Annotated in this window: 16 protein-coding genes; 9 read left to right on the top strand and 7 right to left on the bottom strand. The window is 73.3% G+C overall.

From position 1 onward, the window contains the following. Positions 1–7: 7 nt before the first annotated feature. The gene (locus tag Voc01_RS39300) at positions 8–2,380 is read right to left on the bottom strand and encodes an ATP-binding protein (protein ID WP_203932782.1); all 2,373 of its coding nucleotides are present in this window, start codon (positions 2,378–2,380) and stop codon (positions 8–10) included. Positions 2,381–2,559: 179 nt separating this feature from the next. Between Voc01_RS39300 and Voc01_RS39305 the strand changes: the two genes are divergently transcribed. The 6 genes from Voc01_RS39305 (at position 2,560) to Voc01_RS39330 (ending at position 8,860) form a co-directional block, all read left to right on the top strand. Then, entirely contained in the window at positions 2,560–3,738 is a 1,179-nt protein-coding gene (locus Voc01_RS39305) for a S8 family peptidase (protein WP_203932783.1), read from the top strand. 186 nt (positions 3,739–3,924) lie between these two features. Then, a complete protein-coding gene (locus tag Voc01_RS39310; protein WP_239160827.1) occupies positions 3,925–4,740 on the top strand; it encodes a pentapeptide repeat-containing protein in 816 nt (271 codons plus the stop codon). A gap of 123 nt (positions 4,741–4,863) precedes the next feature. Further along, the gene (locus Voc01_RS39315) at positions 4,864–5,895 is read left to right on the top strand and encodes a magnesium and cobalt transport protein CorA (protein WP_239160828.1); all 1,032 of its coding nucleotides are present in this window, start codon (positions 4,864–4,866) and stop codon (positions 5,893–5,895) included. 150 nt (positions 5,896–6,045) lie between these two features. Next, positions 6,046–7,062 carry a glycoside hydrolase family 11 protein gene (locus Voc01_RS39320; RefSeq protein WP_203932784.1) on the top strand — a complete coding sequence of 339 codons (1,017 nt, stop codon included), beginning with the start codon at positions 6,046–6,048 and terminating at the stop codon, positions 7,060–7,062. A 140-nt stretch (positions 7,063–7,202) separates the two neighbouring features. Beyond that, positions 7,203–8,291, top strand: coding sequence for a cupin domain-containing protein (locus Voc01_RS39325; protein WP_203932785.1), 1,089 nt, complete (start codon positions 7,203–7,205; stop codon positions 8,289–8,291). Then, positions 8,288–8,860: a maleylpyruvate isomerase family mycothiol-dependent enzyme gene (locus tag Voc01_RS39330; protein ID WP_203932786.1), complete on the top strand. Its 573-nt coding sequence runs from the start codon at positions 8,288–8,290 to the stop codon at positions 8,858–8,860. Before Voc01_RS39325 ends, Voc01_RS39330 begins: the two co-directional genes overlap by 4 nt. A gap of 39 nt (positions 8,861–8,899) precedes the next feature. On the opposite strand, the gene Voc01_RS39335 is transcribed toward Voc01_RS39330, so the two are convergent. From Voc01_RS39335 to Voc01_RS39360, 6 genes are all read right to left on the bottom strand, one after another. Further along, positions 8,900–10,057 carry a thiolase family protein gene (locus Voc01_RS39335; protein WP_203932787.1) on the bottom strand — a complete coding sequence of 386 codons (1,158 nt, stop codon included), beginning with the start codon at positions 10,055–10,057 and terminating at the stop codon, positions 8,900–8,902. After that, on the bottom strand, positions 10,054–10,896 hold the full coding sequence (locus tag Voc01_RS39340; RefSeq protein ID WP_203932788.1) for a fumarylacetoacetate hydrolase family protein: 843 nt from the start codon (positions 10,894–10,896) through the stop codon (positions 10,054–10,056). The genes Voc01_RS39335 and Voc01_RS39340 overlap by 4 nt, the downstream gene beginning before the upstream one ends. A gap of 10 nt (positions 10,897–10,906) precedes the next feature. Continuing rightward, positions 10,907–12,121, bottom strand: a complete 1,215-nt coding sequence (locus Voc01_RS39345) for an FAD-dependent monooxygenase (RefSeq protein ID WP_203932789.1) — start codon at positions 12,119–12,121, stop codon at positions 10,907–10,909. 128 nt (positions 12,122–12,249) lie between these two features. After that, positions 12,250–13,170 (bottom strand): PaaX family transcriptional regulator, encoded by a 921-nt coding sequence (locus Voc01_RS39350; protein WP_203932790.1) that lies wholly within the window; start codon positions 13,168–13,170, stop codon positions 12,250–12,252. Next, the gene (locus Voc01_RS39355) at positions 13,167–14,315 is read right to left on the bottom strand and encodes a cytochrome P450 (protein ID WP_203932791.1); all 1,149 of its coding nucleotides are present in this window, start codon (positions 14,313–14,315) and stop codon (positions 13,167–13,169) included. Before Voc01_RS39355 ends, Voc01_RS39350 begins: the two co-directional genes overlap by 4 nt. Next, entirely contained in the window at positions 14,315–15,493 is a 1,179-nt protein-coding gene (locus Voc01_RS39360) for a cytochrome P450 (protein ID WP_203932792.1), read from the bottom strand. Before Voc01_RS39360 ends, Voc01_RS39355 begins: the two co-directional genes overlap by 1 nt. Positions 15,494–15,575: 82 nt before the next feature. Here Voc01_RS39360 and Voc01_RS39365 point away from each other — a divergent pair, with 82 nt between their 5' ends. From Voc01_RS39365 to Voc01_RS39375, 3 genes are read left to right on the top strand one after another with little or no spacing between them, the layout of a single operon-like run. Beyond that, positions 15,576–16,622, top strand: coding sequence for an ABC transporter substrate-binding protein (locus Voc01_RS39365; RefSeq protein WP_203932793.1), 1,047 nt, complete (start codon positions 15,576–15,578; stop codon positions 16,620–16,622). 4 nt (positions 16,623–16,626) lie between these two features. Next, positions 16,627–18,387 (top strand): ABC transporter permease, encoded by a 1,761-nt coding sequence (locus Voc01_RS39370; protein WP_203932794.1) that lies wholly within the window; start codon positions 16,627–16,629, stop codon positions 18,385–18,387. Then, on the top strand, positions 18,387–19,472 hold the full coding sequence (locus Voc01_RS39375) for an ABC transporter ATP-binding protein (protein WP_203932795.1): 1,086 nt from the start codon (positions 18,387–18,389) through the stop codon (positions 19,470–19,472). Before Voc01_RS39370 ends, Voc01_RS39375 begins: the two co-directional genes overlap by 1 nt. Positions 19,473–19,497 lie beyond the last annotated feature (25 nt).

Consider the following 19,497-nt stretch of genomic DNA (forward strand, 5'->3'; position numbering starts at 1 on the left):
AGGGCAGCTAGCCGAGCCGGGCCCGGATCGCGTCGGCGTTGGTGTGGCCGAGGGAGTCGAAGACGGCCAGCGCCTCCCGCCACGCGGTCCGGGCCGCGTCCGCGTCGCCGAGCGCGTCGCGGACGTCGCCGACGTGCGTCAGGGCCTGCGCGGTGTAGTACGGCTCGCCGAGCGCGCGGAAGAACTCCAGCGACCGCGTGTGGTACGACGCGGCGCGCTCGTACTCGCCCATCGCGAAGTACACGCATCCGAGGCTGTCGAGCGTGTTGGCCTGGCCGATGTCGTCGTCGAGGCTCCGGTACAGGTCCAGGGCGCGCTGACACTCCGCCACCGCCTGCCCGTGCTGGCCGACCTGCGACAGGTACCACCCGACGACGTTGCGGGCGTGCGCCTGCGCCGGCAGGTTGCCGAGCTCGGTGAACAGCGCCAGGGCGTGCTCGGAGTGGCGCAGCGCGTCGGCGTGGCGGCCCAGGTGGTCGACCGTCCAGGCGATCCGGTAGTGGATCCAGGCCACGCCTTCGCGGTCCCCCCGCCGGGTGTTGATCGCCAGGGCCCGCTCCAGGTGCGTGTACGCCTCGTCGAACCGCCCGAGGCGGGTGCAGGTCTGGCCGAGGTCGCGGCGAACGGCGGCCTCGGCGGCCGGATCGACGTCTCGCACGGCGGCGAGCGCGGCCTCCTGCGTGGCGAGCGCGTCGTGCCAGCCGTCGCGCAGGTGCAGGAAGTAGAACATCGACCAGGCCAGCTGCCACGTGTGCCGGTCGAGGCCGGCGTCGCGCGCGCCGCGCACCGCGGCGAGCAGCACCTCGCGTTCGGCGGTGAACCAGGCGATCGCCGCGCGGTGGTCGGCGACCGGCTCGGGCCGCACGCCGGGCGCCGGCGGGTCGGGGGTCATGTCGTCGCGGGGCGCCGACAGGATCCTGGCGGCGGCGTACGCCGTGTGCAGGTAGTGGTCGAGGACCCGCAGCCGCGCGGCGGCGCGCTCGGCCGGCTCGACCGCTGCGGCCAGCTCGGCCGAGTACTCGCGCAGCAGGTCGTGCAGCACGTACCGGCCGGGCGCGCTCTCGATGAGCAGGTTCGCCCGGACGAGCTCGGTGACCGACGCGCGGGCGTCGGCACCCGCCAGGCTCGTCACGGCCGCGGCGGAGATGTCCGGGCCGGGGTGCAGCCCCAGCAGCCGGAACAGCCGCGCGGTCGCCGGCCGCAGCCGGGTGTAGGACCACGAGAGGACCGTGCGGAGGTCCGTCGTCGGGTCGCCGCCGTCGAGGGCGTCGAGGCGGTTGGACCGGGTGAGCTCGGCACCGAGGCTCGCCAGCGGGAACGTGGGGTTCCCGGCCGCCCGCGCGGCCACGATCGACAACGCGAGCGGCAGCCGGGCGCACGCCTCGATGAGCAGCTGCGCGGCCGCCGGTTCCGCCGTGAGCCGCCCGGCACCGAGCCGGCCGGCGAGCAGGTCGCCGGCCTCGTCGACGCTGAGCAGGCCCAGCGGCAGCGGGCGGGCGCTGTTCACGGTGAGCGCGGTCAGCTGGTCGCGGCTGGTCACCAGCACCAGGCAGCCGGCGGACCCGGGCAGCAGCGGCCGCACCTGGTCCACCGAGGCCGCGTTGTCGAGCACGATCAGCATGCGCCGGCCGGCCATCGCGGTGCGGTACAGCCCGGCCCGGGCACCGGGGTCGGACGGGATGCGGTCGGCGGGCACGCCGAGCCCGTCGAGGACGTGGCGCAGCGCCTCGTCGGGCGGCAGCGGCGGTCCCGTCGGTTCGAACCCCCGCAGGTTGACGAAGAACTGGCCGTCGGGGAACCGGTCGGCGACCCGGTGCGCCCAGTGGACGGCCAGCGCGGTCTTGCCGACGCCGGCGGTCCCCGAGATCACCGCGACGGTGACCTCGGTGGTCAGCAGCCCGTCGAGCAGGGTGAGCTCGACGGCCCGGCCGGCGAAGCCCGCCACCCGGGCGGGCAGCTGGCGGGGGATCGACGGATGCGCACCCGTCACCGGTTCGCCCGCCGCCGGCGGCTCGAGCGCCGGCACCGGACGGCGGCCGGTGGCGTCCTTCTTCGGACGCCGTTGCGTCTCCTCGACGCGGTCGCGCGCCGAGGCGAGCGCGCCCTGTTCGACCGGCGTCGCGCCGAAGAGATGGATGAGCGCGTCGAACCGGTCGGTCGGCGGGAGCGTCTGTCCGCTGAGGTACTGCCCGATGGTGCTGTGCGCCCATCCGGTGCGCGCGGCGAGCTCGCGCAGGGTCCACGGGCTGTCGCGGGCGCCACGCGCCTGTCTGCGTCGCAGCCTGCGGAGCACCGCGGCCAGGTCCTGGACGGTCGTGACCGCCCGCGCCTGGGTGAGCACAGCCTCGGCCAGCACCGCCTCGTCGCCGCCCGTGGTCACCGATCCACCCTATGCACCGGTCCGGGAACCCGCTGAACGGCCTTTCGTACGTCGGCATGCGGACAGCGGTGGGAAGAGTGACATGACATCACGCACCGCCCCGATACCCGTACGGTCGGTACGTCTCCGCCGTGGGCCGCCACCGCTCACGGGTCAGCAACAGGGGTGGGTGAGAAGCCATGCTACGCACGAAGCACGTCATTCTTCGACGCGGCGAGGGCCCGCGGGAACGCGGCACCGCCGGTCCGTCGTCGTTCGCGCCCGACGAGGCCACCGTCTCGGTCGAGGTGGAGTCGCTGACCGCCGGGCGCGCCGCCGAGGTCAGCCGCCGCGCCGACGTCGAGGCGGTCGCGCCGGTCATCCCGATGCGGCTCATCGGTCCGGTGACCCTCGACGAGGCGGTCGAGCCGGCCGCGTCGTCCGTCGCGTGGGGCCTGCCCGCGGTCGGTGCCGACACGTCGCCGTTCACCGGCGACGGCGTCACCGTGGCGGTTCTCGACACCGGCATCGACCCCTCCCACCCGGCGTTCGAGGGCGTCGAGCTGGTGCGGAGGAACTTCACCGGCGAGGGCGACGACGACGAGCACGGTCACGGAACCCACTGCGCCGGCACCATCTTCGGCCGCGACGTGAACGGCAGGCGCATCGGGGTCGCCCGCGGTGTCCGCAAGGCCGTCATCGGCAAGGTGCTGGGCCGCCGCGGCGGCGGAAGCGACACGATCCTCACGGCGATCCAGTGGGCCATCGACGAGGGCGCGCAGGTCATCTCGATGTCGCTGGGCATCGACTTCCCCGGCCTCGTCGCCGACCTCGAACAGGACGGCGTCCCCACCGAGCTGGCCACGTCGATGGCGCTGGAGGCCTACCGCGCCAACATCCTGCTGTTCGAGAAGCTCGCCTCCCTTGTGCAGGCCCGCGCCACGTTCTCGGGCCCGTGCCTGATGGTGGCCGCCGCCGGCAACGAGAGCCGCCGCGACAAGGATCCCGACTTCGTCATCGCGGTGAGCCCGCCGGCCGCCGCCGACGGCATGGTGTCCGTGGCCGCCCTGGGCCCCGACGCCGCCGGCTTCACCATCGCGAGCTTCTCCAACTACGGCGCCCGCCTGTCCGGCCCGGGTGTCAACGTGCTGTCCGCCAAGCCGGGCGGCGGCCTGACGATGATGAGCGGCACCAGCATGGCCACCCCGCACGTGGCGGGTGTGGCGGCCCTGTGGGCCGAGAAGCTCATGAAGGCCAACCAGTTCACGCTGCAGCGCTTCACCGACCGCCTGGTGGGCTCGGCCGTCACCGAGGGCCTGAAGCCGGGCTTCCGCCCCGCCGACGTCGGCAACGGCATGGTCCGCGCCCCCCAGGACTGAGGCTCCTCAGGACCGAGGCTCCTCGGACTGAGGGTCGTTCACCGGGGCCGGAGGCGGCGGACAGCCACCTCCGGCCCCGTCGTACGGTGCCGTCGTGGTCCGAGCCGTTCAGTCGGGCCGCCCAATCGAGCCGCCCAATCGAGCCGCTGAGTCGAGCCGCTGAGTCGAGCCGCCGAGGAGGTCCCGGTGTCCGGTCGTACCACCAGGACGGTGCTGGTACTGCTCCTGGTCGCGGGAGCGTTCGCCGTGGCCGTCTTCGGCCCGCCCGTCATCCTGCGGCTCGACCTGGGCCCGTCGGTCGGCGACCTGTCCACCGCCGAACGGGCGGCGAGCCTCAACGAGATCCGGGCCATGGTCTTCCAGGGCATCGGCGCGTTCGTCGTCCTGCTCGGCGCCTACACGGCCTGGCGGCAGCTCCAGCAGAACGCCAGGGCCGCCGACGAGCAGGCCGAACTGCAGCGGCAGACCCGGCTCACCGACCGGTACGGGCAGGCCGTCGAGCACCTGGCCCACGACAACCAGGCGATCCGCATCGGCGCGATCTACGCCCTCAACCGCATCGCGCACGAGTCGGAGGCGGAGCGGGCCGGCGTCATCACCATGCTGTCGTCGTACATCCGCACCCGCGCGCCCTGGCCACCACCCGCCGGCGCCGCCGACGTCACCCGGCCGACCCAGCTTCCGCTGCGCAGCCGGGCGCAGGACATCCAGGCGGCGCTGTCGGTGCTGACCCGCTGGATCGACGACTCGCAGGACCTGCCGGAGTGGCTCACCGCCGACCTCGCCCACACCGACCTGGAGAACGGGAACCTGCGCGGCCGCTGCCTGTGGCGGGTCCGGTTCCGTGGCGCCAATCTCGCGGGCGCGAACCTGTCGGAGACCGACCTGCGCGGCACCGACCTGCGGGAGACCGTGCTGACCGGCGCCGACCTCACGGGCGCGCGGGCCGACGACACCACCTGGTGGTCGGACGGCGTCGATCCCGCGACGCTTCTCACCTGACGGTCGGGCGCGGCGCCCTCTCCGTTCGACGGCACACCACCGGCATGTGCGGTGTGATTGGCGGGACCGGGGAACGGGCAGAACGGCTCGCAGGCGACGACGGAGGGCGGAACGGTGAGCGGTGTGGAGGTCGGAACGGAGGCGACGCTGGAGTGTCTGTTCTGCGACGGCGACGGCTGGCGCACCGAAACCGTTCCGGTGGACGGGATCCGGGCCGCGGTCGACGGTGGTGGCGGCGTCATGTGGGTGCACCTGTCCGACCCGCCGGCGTCGTCGGTGGCCTCGATCGGCGCCCAGCTCCGGCTGCCGGATCTGGCGGTGGAGGACGCCGTGCACGCGCACCAGCGGCCCAAGCTCGAACAGTACGGCGATCTCACGTTCGTGGTGCTCAAGCCGGTCACCTACGGTCGTGACGGCGACGGGCCGCGCTCCAGCGAGATCGCGGTGTTCCTCGGCGACCGCTTCCTGGTGACGGTGCAGCACGGCGACACACCGGTGCTGGCGGAGGCCCGGCGCCGGCTGATCGGGAGCCGCGAGACCGCGACGGCGACGTCCGCCGAGGTGCTGCACCGCCTGGCCGACGTGATCGTCGACGGCTACGAGGCGGCGCTGGAGGTCCTGAACGACGACATCGACGCGGTCGAGGAGAAGGTCTTCGGCCGCGACGACGGCGACCACGCCGAGCGCGTCTACGAGCTGAAGCAGCACATGGCGGAGCTGCGTCGGGCGGTCGCGCCGCTGACCGTGCCGTTGCACCGCCTCGCGTCCGGTGCCGTTCCCGGTGTGGACGGGGAGCTGACCCCGTACTTCCGCGACGTGCACGACCACGCGCTGCGCGCCGCGGAGGGCGTGGAGGCCGCCGACCGGCTGCTGTCCGACGTGCTGCAGGCCGACCTGTCGCGGGTCAGCGTGCGGCAGAACGAGCTCGCGTTGCGGCAGAACGAGGTCGCGGCCCGCCAGAACGAGGACATGCGCAAGATCTCCGCGTGGGCCGCGATCGGCCTGGTGCCGACGGCGATCGCCGGGATCTACGGGATGAACTTCGACAACATGCCGGAGCTGCACTGGAGGTACGGCTACTTCATCGTGCTCGCGGTCATCGTGTCCGCGTGCCTGGTCCTGTACACGCTCTTCCGCCGCAACGGCTGGCTCTGACGCTCCACTTCTCGAAAGTTTCGGACACCCACAGAGAACAGCTCCGAAACTTTTCCGAAAGTTATTGATGAAGTCCTATGTCGATGGGACGCTGGGGTCCGCACAACCCCACCCCCGGTCATCCGCCACATGACCCGACAAGGAGCGCGAATGACAGACACCCCCACCCGGTCGCCCGGCCGGGTCCGGATGCGACTGATCGTCGGCGCCGCCTGCGCCCTCGTGGTCGCCGCCGGCAGCACGATGATGGCCACGGCCGCGCACGCCGAGGCCGACCGGACCCTCACGTCGAACAGCACCGGCACGCACAACGGCTACTTCTACTCGTTCTGGAAGGACAGCGGAAACGCCAGCATGACGCTGCGCGCCGACGGCCGGTACTCCAGCAACTGGGACCGCAGCACCAACAACTGGGTCGGCGGCAAGGGCTGGGCGACCGGCAGCCGGCGGACGATCAGCTACTCGGGCACCTACAACCCGGGCAACCAGAACACCTACCTCGCCCTGTACGGCTGGACGCGCAACCCGCTGGTCGAGTACTACATCCTGGAGAACTTCGGTTCCTACAACCCGAGCACCGGCGCCACGCCGATGGGCTCGGTCAACGTCGACGGCTCCACGTACAACCTCTACCGCAGCTACCGGAACAACGCGCCCTGCATCGACGGTAACAACTGCAACTTCGTGCAGTACTGGAGTGTGCGGCAGAGCAAGCGCAGCAGCGGCACCATCACCACCGCCACCCACTTCGACGCGTGGGCGCGCGCCGGCATGAACCTGGGCAACCACAGCTACCAGATCATGGCGACGGAGGGCTACCAGAGCCAGGGCAGCTCCGACATCACCGTCCGGGAGGGCGGCAGCCCCGACCCCGGTACGCCGAGCACCCCGGGCAACCCGGGCGGCAGCAACTGCACCGCGACCCTGTCGGCCGGCCAGCAGTTCGGTGACCGCTTCAACCTCAACGTCGCGGTCAACGCCAGCAACTGGACGGTCACCCTGGCCCTCAACGGCGGCCAGTCCCTGCAGAACAGCTGGAACGCATCCGTGAGCACCTCGGGCAGCACGGTCACCGCGAGACCGAACGGAAGCGGCAACAACTTCGGCGTCACGATCATGGCCAACGGCAACTGGACCTGGCCGTCGGTCACCTGCCGAACAGGTTAGTTCCCCTACCGCACCACGGTGGCGCGGCGGCCCTGGGCCGTCGCGCCACCTCTGCGTGTGGGCCCGGCGCCACTATAGACATCTCCCGTGTCGGCCGTTAGCGTTTCGTCTACCAACCGGTGCCGCCCGAGGGAGGACCCATGACCGTGACCCCGGCGACGGGCGTCGACTTCGACAGCCCCGAGCACCAGGAGCGGCTCGCCGACCTGTACCGCGACTTCGACGCGGTGGGGATGACCCCGTTGTGGCGCACCCGCGAGGGGCTGATGCCGTTCTCGCCGGAGCCGCGGGCGGTGCCGCATCTGTGGCGCTGGACCGAACTGCACCCGTTGGCCGCGCGCAGCGCCGACCTGGTCCCGGTGGGCCGCGGCGGTGAGCGCCGCGCGATCGGGCTGGGCAACCCGGGCCTGCCCGGCGACCCGTACGCCACCCCCACGCTGTGGGCGGCCATCCAGTACCTGGCACCCCGCGAGAACGCCCCGGAGCACCGGCACTCCCAGTCGGCGTTCCGGTTCGTCCTGGAGGGCGAAGGCGTGTGGACCGTCGTCGACGGCGACCCGGTGGCGATGCGCCGCGGCGACCTGCTCCTCACGCCCGGGTGGCGCTTCCACGGTCACCAGAACGTCTCCGACGCGCCGATGGCCTGGCTCGACGGTCTCGACATCCCGTTCGTGGCAACGACCGACCAGGGGTTCTTCGAGTTCGGCCCGGAGCGGGTCCGTGATGCCTCCACGCCCGACCGCAGCCGCGGCGAACGCCTGTGGGCCCATCCAGGACTGGTCCCGGTGTCGGCGGCGGGACAGCCGCAACCCTCGTCGCCGCTGATGGCCTACCGGTGGGCGCACACCGACGCCGCACTCGCCGCGCAGCTGGAGCTCGCCGACGAGGGCCACCCCGGCGTGCTCGGGCCAGGTCACGCAGCCGTGCGGTTCACCAACCCGACCAGCGGCGGCGACGCCCTCACCACGATGCGCACCGAGATGCACCGCCTGCGCGCCGGCGTCCGCGCCGACCGCGGCCGCACCACGGCCTCGTCGGTGTGGCAGGTCTTCGACGGCACCGGGACCGTCGTCCTGAACGGCGCCGCGCACCCGCTGTCGCACGGCGACGTGTTCGTCGCTCCATCGTGGACGGAGGTGTCGCTGCGCGCCGACACCGACCTCGACCTGTTCACGTTCTCCGACGCACCGATCGTGGAGCGCCTGCACCTCCTGCGCACCGCGACATGACCGCCCGCACCTGGACGACCCTCGGCTCCGGGCTGTTCCTGGGCCACCTGGAGGACCTCGACGGCCCGTCCCTGCTGCCCGGCTGGACCCGCCGGCACCTGGTCGCCCACGTCCACTTCAACGCGCTCGCCCTCACCCGGCTGGCGTCCTGGGCCGCGACCGGCGTGGAGAGCCGCATGTACGGCTCCCGCGAGCAACGCGCCGCCGAGATCGAGGACGGCTCCCGCTGGGACCCCGACGTCCTGCGTTCGCGGGTCCGGGAGTCGGCCGCTGCCCTCGCCGCGGCGCTCGACGACCTGTCGGAGGACGCGTGGCGGGCCGAGGTCGTCACCGCGCAGGGCCGTACCGTGCCCGCCACGGAGATCCCGTGGATGCGCGCCCGCGAGGTCATGGTCCACACCGTCGACCTCGGCACCGGCGTGACCTTCGCCGACCTGCCGGCCGACTTCACCGCCGCCCTGCTCGCCGACGTCGTCGCGAAGCGGGCCGCGGCCGGCGAGGGACCGGGCCTCGCCGCGTGGCTGACCGGCCGCGCGGAGCGGGCGCCGGACCTCGGACCGTGGCTGTGACGCGGCCGTCCGGCGGCCTCCGCGTCGACCGCGGCGCCATCAGTCGACGGTGACGACGACGGCGCCGGCGGTGTCACCGGCCGCGCATCCGGTGAACAGGCCGTGGCCGCCGCCGCGCGCCCGCAGCGCGGCGACCAGTTCGACCACGGCCCGCAGGCCGGTCGGGCCCTGCGGGTGCCCGTAGACGAGGCTGCACCCGGCGGGGTTCATGCGGTCGAGCGGAAAGCCGGTCTCCCGGCTGAAGTACAGGTCGTTGACGGCGAACGGGCTGTGGGTGGTGACCACGTGGAGGTCCTCGACGCGCAGGCCCGCGTCGGACAGGGCGGCACGGGCGGCGGGCACCGGCGCCTTCGGCATGCGGGCCGGTTCGACGCGGGCGAACGCGACCGACCGCACGTGCGCCACCCCCTCGCCGCCGCCGAGCGCACGGGCGGTGGCGGTGTCGGTGAGCACCGCGCCGGCGGTTCCGTCGCCGGGGTGCGTCTGCGACCCGTACGTCACCACCCCGCCGGGCTTCACCGGGTTCAGCTTCGCGAGCCCCTCGGCGGTGGTGTCGTGCACGCCGGCGTCCGCGGCCACGACGGTCGGGCCACGCCGGCCGGGAACGTGCACGGGAACCAGGTCCCTGGTGCCCGACCGGTACTGCTCGTAGCGCATCAGGGTCACGTCGTCGAGTTCGGCGCGGGTGAAGCCCTCCTCACCGGCGACGTTCTCCGCGGTGTCCAACATGGACTGTCCGGTGCTCGGGTCGCTCTGCATCGGGTCGAGCACCCAGTGCTCGGTGTCGGGCGCTCCGCCGGGCCGCCCCGGGGCGGGCCACACCATGACCGGACCGTTGCTCGTGCGGTCGGCGGCCACCGCCAGCGCGGCCCGGTGCGCGCCGGTCGCCACCTGAGCCGCGGCGGCCTGGAGCACCGCCGCCGAGGTCGCGCACGCCTGCGCGAGTGTCGGACCGGTCACCGCGCCGAGCCCGAGCCGGGCGGCGACGTTCGTGGCGCCGTAGAACGCGGTGCGCTGCGGCACGGTCATCCCGAACGCGAGGTGCCCGATCGCGGCGGTGTCGAACCCGTCCAGCGCGCGACCGGTGACGTCGACGGCGAGGTCGACCGCGCTCAGCCCGGCCAGCGGTCCCTGCCACCGGCAGAACGGGGACGTCCAGGCGGCACCGGCCGGGATCGCGACGTCGTCGAACCTCACGGCTCCTCCGTGACGCACGCGTTGACGCACTCGCCGAGCCCTTCGACCGCGGTGCGCAGGACCTGGCCGGGCCGCAGGAACACCTTCGGGTCGCGGGCCGAGCCGACGCCCCCCGGTGTTCCGGTGGCGACCACGTCACCGGGTTCGAGGGTGACCACCTGGCTGATGTAGGCCAGGGTCTCCGCCGGGGAGAACAGCAGGTCGGACGTGCGGGAGTCCTGCATCACCGCGTCGTCGACCAGGCACCGCACCGCGAGGTCGGGCCCCTCCGCACCGGCGGCGCCCACCTCGTCGGGCGTCACCAGCCAGGGACCGAGCGGGGTGGTCGCCTCGAACGTCTTGCCCTGCAACCACTGCGTGGTCCGCCACTGCCAGTCGCGCATGGTGACGTCGTTGACGATCGTGTAGCCGCCGATCGCGTCGACCGCCTGCGCCGTGGTGGCCCGCCGCAGCCGGGTGCCGACGACGACGCCGAGCTCGGCCTCCCAGTCGGGCTCGGCGCTCACGGCCGGCAGCACCAGCGGGTCGTTCGCGCCGATGAGGCTGATCGGGAACTTGGCGAACAGCGTCGGCGCGGTGGGCAGCGGCCGTCCCATCTCCAGGATGTGGGTCCGGTAGTTCAGCCCGACGCAGAAGATCTTGGCCGGGCGCGGCACGAGCGGCGCGTAGTCCACCGTGGACAGTGCGATCCGCGGCCCCTCGCCGGTGGCGGCGACCGACGGCCAGTCGGCGCGGGCCAGCAACGTGCCGACGTCGGGCGGGTCGAGAACGACGGCGTCGGCGCCGTCGATGCGGGCCGCGCGGGTGTAGCCGTCGATGCGGATGGTGGCCAGGCGCAACGCCGCCTCCTCAGTACTTGTAGATGGTGCTGCCGGGCGGCGCGTCACGCGGTCCGTACGGCGCGATGTCGAGCCAGTGGCCGAGCTTCGGGTCGTCGGCCGACCCCGCGGCCGCCGCGTCGAGCCGGGCCCGTTCGCCGGCGTCGGGGCGCAGGTGGGTCAGTGCGGTGCCGGCGGCGTCGCAGTTGTAGACGGCCGCGCGGCGCCGGCTGATCGCGAAGTCGCGCACCGCGGCGGCGGCCCGCTCGGGGACCACTGTGGACAGTGCGAGGTGGACGGCCGTGGCGGCGGCGTCGGCGTCGGGTACGCCGGAGTTCATGCCGCGCGCGCCGAACGGGGCGAACAGGTGGGCCGCCTCGCCGGTGAGCAGCACCCGCGAACGCGGGTCGGTGAAGTCGGCCGCCACCACCTGGAGGAACTGGTACGTCGACGCCCAGCCGACCCGCTCGGCGTACACCGGCGGCAGCACGGCGCGCAGCCAGTCGCGCAGGCCCTCGCCGTCGCTGAAGTCGGCCGGGTCGTCGCCGTCGTGCAACTGCAGGTCGACCCGCCACCCACCGGCGAACGGCACCAGCAGCACGTTGCGGCCGCCGACGCCGGGGTGGCCGTAGTGGAACACGCGCTCGACCGGCAGCGGGTCGGCCGCGTCCTCCTCGACGTCGACGACGATGTACCAGCCGTCGGACCGGCTCCCCTCCAGGGGAATGCCGAGCGCCCGGCGCACCGCCGACCGCGACCCGTCGGCGGCGATGACGTACGAGGCCTGCCACGTGGTGCCGGTGGCCGTGGTGAGCGTGACCCCGTCGTCGTCGACGGTCACCCCGGACACCTGTTCGTTCCAGGCGAACTCGACGCCGGCGGCCTTGCCTGCCTGCAGCAGCAACCGTTCCGTCTCCACCTGCGGGAGGCTGGTGAAGTGCGGCAGCGTGGTGGACGCCGGCACCGGATAGGTGCGGGCGTACACCTCGCGTCCGGCGTAGAAGGTGCGCTTGGTCTGCCACACCAGGCCGTGCGCGGCGAGCTCGGCGCCGACGCCGGGGCACGAGCGGTCGAGCACCTCGAGGGTGGCGCCGTGCACGAAGATGGCGCGGCTGCCCGGACGTGGCCGGTCCTGGGCGCCGGACTCCAGCACCGTCACCGGACGGCCGAGGGCCCGCAGCGCGAGCGCGGCGCTCAGCCCGACGGGGCCCGCTCCCACCACGACGACGGGTCGAAAGCTGCTCAACGGTGCCCGCTCCCCCACAAGGTTGGCAAACTCAGGTGGCGCAAAGCGTATGGCTATTGCGAGACGCCCGTCAAGATATGTGTCTTATATCAAGGCACGCGTGAGCACCGACGCGGAACAGCGGTGAGTCAGCCGGCGAAGGAGGTGCCGTGGCTGCGGACCAGTGACGCCAGCTCCGGGGCGTACGGCGTCAGCACCTGGCGTACCCGGGCCTCGGCCAGGCCGGCCAGCCCGTCGTAGAGCTCGATGAAGATGGAGCGGGCCCAGGCACGCGGCCACTCCCCCGGCAGCAGCTCCGCCGGCAGCTCCGGGTCGAGGTTCGGGAAGTTGCGCCAGGCGTCCATCAGGGCGGTGCGGGTCAGCAGCGCCTCCTTGGTGCCGATCTGGCCGGCCCGGGCGCGCTCGAGCAGCGGCTCGTACTCCTCGATGAGGGCCAGGTACGTCCCGCGCAGCGCGTCGAGGTCCCAGGCGGCGATCGGGTCGCCGGCCACGGGCGAACCGGCGCCGACGGTCGCGGTGAAGACGGTCGCGTGGGCCACGCCCAGCTCGCCGAACACCGCGGCGACGTCGCCGACCAGGTCGTGGGGTGAGACCCACACGCCGTCGTACAGGGACGCGAAGCCCATCCACCGCAGCCGGGTGCGCAGGCTGTGCCGCAGGTCGCGCTGCTCCTCGGGGATCGAGAACGTGGCGACTGTCCAGTGGCCCGACCACGGCTTGTCGCGGGCGCCGAACGACAGGATGTGCGCGACGCCCTCGCTCAGCACCTGGGCGGCGCGGGGCGACAGGCCGTAGTAGGTGTTGCGTCCGCTCTTGGACGCCTCGAGCAGGTTGCGACGGGCGAGCCGGCTGAGAGCGGCCCGCGCGCTCACGCCGGTCACGTCGAACTCTTCCAGCAGCGCGACGAGCGCCGCCGACGGCAGATGGGCCCGCTGGCCGTACCAGTAGTCGCCCAGGAGGGTGAGCAGCAGGTGCTGCGGGCTGCCGCCGGCCTGGATCCGGGGCAGACCCACGTCGTCGGTCGCGGTACCGCCCGCTGGCTCAGTCACGCGATCACTGTATCGAGGCGCACGGGAAGCCCGACCGGGCCGTACTCGGGCCACCGGGTCATCTCCGGCGGACCGGCCGGGGTGATCGACCGGGTGCGGGCCAGCAGCTCGCCGAGCCCCACGCGCAGCTGCATGCGCGCCAGTTCGGCGCCGGCGCAGCGGTGCGGGCCGAGGCCGAACGCGAGGTGACGGGTCGGCCGGCCGAGCCGGAACTCGTCGGGCGCGGGGAACACGGCCTCGTCGCGGTTGGCCGAGGTGAAGACCATCGCCACCGGCTCGCCGGCGCGGATCGTCCGGCCGCCGACCTCCACGTCGTGACGCGGCGTGCGGGCGAACCCGCGGTACGGCGAGTACAGCCGCAGCAGCTCCTCGATGGCGGCCGGCAGCAGCTCCGGTCCGGCGCGCAGCCGGTCCTGCAGGGCGGGGTCACCGGCGAGGTGGCCGATCGCGCTGGACAGGGTCACCGTCGGCGCGACCATGCCCGTGACCATCACCTGCCGCACGGTGCCCACCACGTACGCGTCGGGCAGGTCCGCGGCGAGCAGCGCGCTGGCCGGGTCGTCCGGCAGGGGCCGCGCCCGACGCTCGTCGACCAGGTCGCGCGCGATGCCGTACAGCACCAGGCTCTGCTCCTTGACGGTCGCGTCGTCGGCGTCCTGCAGGGCCCGGTTGTAGACGAGCCAGGCGCGGCGGATCGTGTCCATCGCCGCGGCGTCGACGTTGAGGAACCGGGCGAACGTGAACACCGGAAGCTGGGCGGCGTACCCGGCGGCGATGTCGACCGGTTCGCCGGTCACCAGGTCGTCGAGCAGTTCCCGCGCGCGGACCCGCACCGCCGGTTCGAACACCGCGGCGCGCGCGGCGGTGAGCAGCGGGTCGAGCGCCCGCCGGTAGGGCGTGTGCTCCGGCGGGTCGAAGTGCAGCGGCGGCCGGCGGCCGGTGAACGCCACCTTCGGCACCACGTTCTGCACCGTCGTGGTGAACGTGCGCGGGTCGGCGGCCACGCGCCGGACGTCGTCGTAGCGGAACAGCGCCCAGAACCCGTTCCACCGGTCGCTGTGTGCCACCGGGCAGGTCCGGCGCAGGTCGGCGTAGCGTGCGTGCGGGTCGTCGAGCACATCCGGGTCGAGCGGGTCGAACTCCATCAACGTCCCTTCGGCAGGGCCGCACGGTCCGCGGCCGGCCAGAGCCGGATCGGCAGGGTGGCGGGGCCGTGCACCGGCCACGGCAGCATCTGCGGCTCGCCGGCCGGTCCGAACTCCGACGTCGCCGCGAGCAGGCGCTCCACACCGATCCGCAGCTCCAGCCGGGCCAGCGCGATCCCGACGCACTTGTGCACGCCGTGCCCGAACGCGAGGTGCCGGTTGCGGCCGCGGTCGAGGGAGAAGCGGTCGGGGTCGGCGAATACGGCCGGGTCGCGGTTGGCCGACGTGTAGACCAGCGCCACCTGCTGGCCGGCGCGCACGGCCTGGCCGCCGACCCGGGTGTCGCGGGTGGCGGTGCGGGCGAAGCCCTGGTTCGGTGTGTGCAGCCGCAGCAGCTCCTCGACCGCGTCCGGCACCAGCGCCGGCTCGGCGCGCAGCCGCCGCTGCAGGTCGCGGTCGCCGGCGAGGTGCCGCACGGCGCTGCCGAGGCCCGCCGCGACCGCGATGTGCCCGGCGATGAAGATCTGCCGGAGGCTGCCGACGATCTCGTCGCCGGTCAGGGCCCGTCCGTCGATCCGGGCCGCGCGCAGCGCCGCGACCAGCTCGCCGTCCGCGGCGCGGGCCGCCTCGCGGGCGTAGTCGTAGAGGACCGCGTTCGCGTGCTCGACGGTCGCGGTGTCCCCGCTCGTCTGCGCCCGTTCGAAGCGGACGCTGTGCTCCTCCAGCCGCTCGCCGAACTCCGCCGGCATGCCCAGGAACAGCGCGAGCACGCGCGAGGCCAGCGGCGAGGCGTAGCCGGCGACCGCGTCGGTGGTTCCGCTCGCGAGCGCCGGCGCCAGCAGGTCGTCGGCGATGTCCTCGATCCGGGACCGGAGTGCGCCGACCCGGTCGGCGTGGAACGGGGCGTTGAGCACCCGCCGGTACGCGGTGTGCTCCGGCGGGTCGAAATGCATCGGCATCCGGCGCCCGGCCAGCGGGTTCATCGGGATCACCACGCCGTGCGAGCTGGTGAAGACGTCGGGCGCGGTGCTCGCGGCGACCACGTCGGAGTAGCGGGTCAGCGCCCAGAAGCCGCCCCACCGGTCGCCACGGGCCACGGGGGTCGTCGACCGCAGCCGGGCGTAGGTCGGATGGGGGTCACGGACCGTCTCGGGATCGAACGGGTCGAACGGGTCCATGCGCCTAGTAAGACATTAGCCATAACGATCGTCAAGGGTTACCGTGTTCGTCAACCGTGCGACCGATCCCGCCGGAGGTCCGATGACCCGCCCGACCGCCCTACGCACGCTCGCCCTCGCCGTAGCCGCCGCTCTCACCGTCGCGCTCACCGGGTGCGGCGACGGACCGCGCGCCGGTACCGGAGCCGACACCTCCGACGCGTCGCCGGAACTGCGCAAGCTCATCGACGCGGCGAAGAAGGAGGGCGCGCTCACCTGGTACAGCGTGCCGGCGGAGAACGCGGCGAAGGCCGCGTCCGACGCGTTCAGCAAGAGGTACGGCATCCCGGTCAAGTACATCCGGCTCACCTCCGGCGACCTGTCGCAGCGCTACGCCGCCGAGGCCGAGACCGGCAAGCCGGCCGCCGACCTGTTCCTGCAGTCGTACACGCCGTTCATCGGGCAGGCCGCCGAGAAGGGCTGGACCACGAAGCTGCCCGACGCCCAGATTCCCGGCTACGGCGAGGGCTACCCGGCCGAGTACCTGTTCCCGAAGGAGGGCACGGCGGTCGTGCAGATCCAGCCGTCGGGGCTGGCGGTCAACACGACCAAGACCAACGGCGTCACCATCAAGGACTGGCCCGACGTGCTCGACCCGAAGCTGAAGGGCCAGATCATCCTCGTCGACCCGCGCACGTCGGCCGCCTACATCCCGTTCTGGAACGTCATCATCAAGGAGTACGGCGAGGACTTCCTCACGAAGCTCAAGGCGCAGAACCCGCGGCTGGGTGCCAGCTCCGCGCCCGCAACCCAGTCGCTGGCCGCCGGCGAGGCGGCCGTCGTGTTCCCCGGCGTGCAGACGATCGTCGAGGACCTCAAGTCCAAGGGCGCGCCGCTCGCCTACGCGCAGCCGGGCGCCACCACCGGGCCGGAGGTCGTGGTGGGCCTGTCGGCCAAGGCCGCCAACCCGAACGCCGCCCGGCTGTTCGTCCACTTCCTCATGAGCGCCGAGGGCAACAGGGCGCTCAACTCGGTGCCCGGGTCGTACTCGCCGCTGGAGAAGTCGTCGCTGCCGGGCCGGTACACGTTCAACAAGGACGCCGGCACCGTCCCGAAGGAGAAGATCTACAGCCTGCTCGGCCTCGGCTGAAACCGTGCCGGTGGACACCCTGCAACCGCCGGCGCCGCCGCGACGCCCGTCGACGGCGGCGCTGGCGCGCACGTCCCCGTTCACGGTCGTCGGTGCCCTCGTCGCCGGCGCGCTGGCGGTCCTGGCCGTCTACCCGTTGCTGCTGGTCGTGGTGCGGCCGTTCTGGACCGGGGACGGGCGGTTCGACGTCACGCCCATCCGCGAGACCCTGGCCCTGCCCGACCTCGGAACGCTGCTGTGGCACACGGCCGTGGTCGTCGGCGCCAGCACCGTGGCCGCGTTGCTGATCGGTTCGGCGCTGGCGTGGGTCAACGAACGCACCGACGCCCGCCTCGGCCTGCTCACCGACCTCGTGCCGCTGCTGCCGTTCCTGCTGCCGCCGATCGCCGGTGCCGTCGGGTGGGCGCTGCTCGGGTCCGAACGGTCGGGGTACCTCAACCTCGCGCTTCGGCCCGTGCTGTCCGCGGTGGGCATCGACCTCGCCGAGGGCCCGCTGAACATCCACTCCTGGTACGGGCTGGTGTTCGTCTACACCGTGTACCAGGTGCCGTACGTGTTCATGATGGTCTCGGCCGGGCTGCGCAACCTCGACGCGACGCTGGAGGAGCAGGCGCGGGTCAGCGGCGCCGGCCTGTTCCGCGTCGTGCGCACGGTGTCGCTGCCGGCGGTGCGTCCGGCGCTCGGCGCGGCGGCGCTGCTCATGGTGTGGACCGGCTTCGGGCTGTTCTCGGTGCCCGCGATCCTCGCCCCGCAGGCCGGCATCGACATCCTGTCGGTGCGCATCGTGCAGCTGCTCTCGTTCACCTACCCGCCGCAGACCGGCGTCGCCGTGGGGCTGAACCTCGTGGTGATGCTCGTGGTCACCGCCGTGTGGTACGCGCAGCTGCGGGTCCTGCGCGCCGGGCGGTCCGCGACGGTGGGCGGCCGGGGAGCGACGGCCCGGCCGGTGCGGCTCGGCCGGTGGCGGTGGACGGTGCGCGCCGCGATGCTCGGCTACCTCGGCCTCGCGTCGGTCCTTCCGCTCGGCGCGCTGGTCCTGGTGTCGCTGACCGGTTTCTGGAGCGACACGATCGACTGGGGGCGCCTGAGCCTCGACGCGTTCCGCCGCACGTTCGCCGACATCGCCACCCGGGAGGCGCTGCTCAACAGCCTGCTGCTCGGCGTGGTCGGCGCCACCGTCGCGACGCTGGCCGCGGCGGTCATCTCGTTGCTGATCCGCCGTGGCGGGCCCGGCACCCGGGGCGTGCGGCTCGTGGTCGACGCGGCCATCAAGTTCCCGCCGACACTGTCGCACCTCGTGCTGGCCGTCGGGTTCGCGCTGGCGTTCAACGGCGCGCCGTTCTGGCTCGGCGGCACGTACTGGATCCTGCTGCTCGCCTACGTCTCGATGCACATGCCGCAGGCCACCACAGCCTCCGACGCCGCGGCCGCACAGGTGGGGCGCGAGCTCACCGAGGCGTCGCGGGTCAGCGGGGCGCCGCCGGGCCGCACGTTCCTGCGCATCGACCTGCCGCTGATGGCGCCCGGTCTGCTCGCCGGCTGGGCGCTGCTGTTCGTCACCATCACGGGCGACATCAGCGCGTCGGCGATCCTCGCCGGCACCAGCAACGAGGTGGTCGGGTTCCGCATCCTCGAGGTGTTCGCCAACGGCGACTACGCGATGCTCGGGTCACTGTCGATCGCGCTCGTCGCGGTCAGCGCCGCGGTGGTGCTTCCGGTGACGTGGTACGCCCGCCGCCGCGGGTCGACGGCTGGGAGACCGTGATGACTTCTCCGGTGATCCGCGTCCACGGGCTGCGCAAGCGTTTCCGCCGCGCCGACCGGACCTTCGCCCACGCCGTCGACGGGGTGTCCCTCGACGTGCGCCGCGGCGAGTTCCTGGTGCTGCTCGGGCCGAGCGGGTGCGGCAAGACCACGCTGCTGCGCTCGATCGCCGGCCTGGAGACGCCCGACGAGGGGTCCGTCGAGGTCGACGGCCGAGTGGTCTTCGACGCCGCGTCCCGGATCGAGGTGCCGCCGGAGAAGCGCGGGCTGAGCATGATGTTCCAGTCGTACGCGTTGTGGCCGCACCTGACGGTGCGCGACAACGTCGCCTACCCGTTGCGCAACCGCCGCGTCGGCCGACGCGACGTCGCCACCCGGGTGGCCGAGGTCCTCGACCTCGTGGGCATCGGCGAGCTGGCCGGGCAGCACCCGTCCGACATGAGCGGCGGCCAGCAGCAGCGGGTGGCGCTGGCCCGGGCCCTCGTCGCCCGCGACGACGTCGTGCTCTTCGACGAGCCGCTGTCCAACGTGGACGCCAAGGTCCGCGAGCGGCTGCGGGCCGAACTCGTGGCGATGCAGCGGCGGCTGGGCTTCTCCGCGGTGTACGTCACCCACGACCAGACCGAGGCGATGGAGCTGGCCACGCGGATCGCGGTGATGCGGGCCGGGCGCGTCGAGCAGCTCGGGCCGCCCCGCGAGATCTACGCGTCGCCGGCCACGAGGTACGTGGCCACCTTCGTCGGCGTCGCGAACGAGATCGAGGGCACGGTGACGTCCGACGGGGCGCTGGACACCCCGGTCGGAGTGCTGCGCGGGTCCCCGGTCGAGGGTCTCACCCCCGGTGACGCCGCGGTGGCGGTGTGGCGCCCGGAGTGCGGACGCCTGACCGACACCGAACCCGACGGCAACCGCTGGCCGGCCACCGCCCAGGTGTCCCTGTTCGCCGGCGCTCACACCGAACACGTGCTGCGCACCGCCACCGGCGACTGTCGCGTGTGGACGTTCGACCGCCGCACCGACCTCGACCCCGACCGGAAGGTGTGGGTCTGCGTCGACCCGGCCGACCTCCGCATCCTCCCGGCGTAGCCGGTCCGGTTGAGCCGCCCACGCC

This window comes from Virgisporangium ochraceum (assembly GCF_016863655.1).
Taxonomy (GTDB): domain Bacteria; phylum Actinomycetota; class Actinomycetes; order Mycobacteriales; family Micromonosporaceae; genus Virgisporangium; species Virgisporangium ochraceum.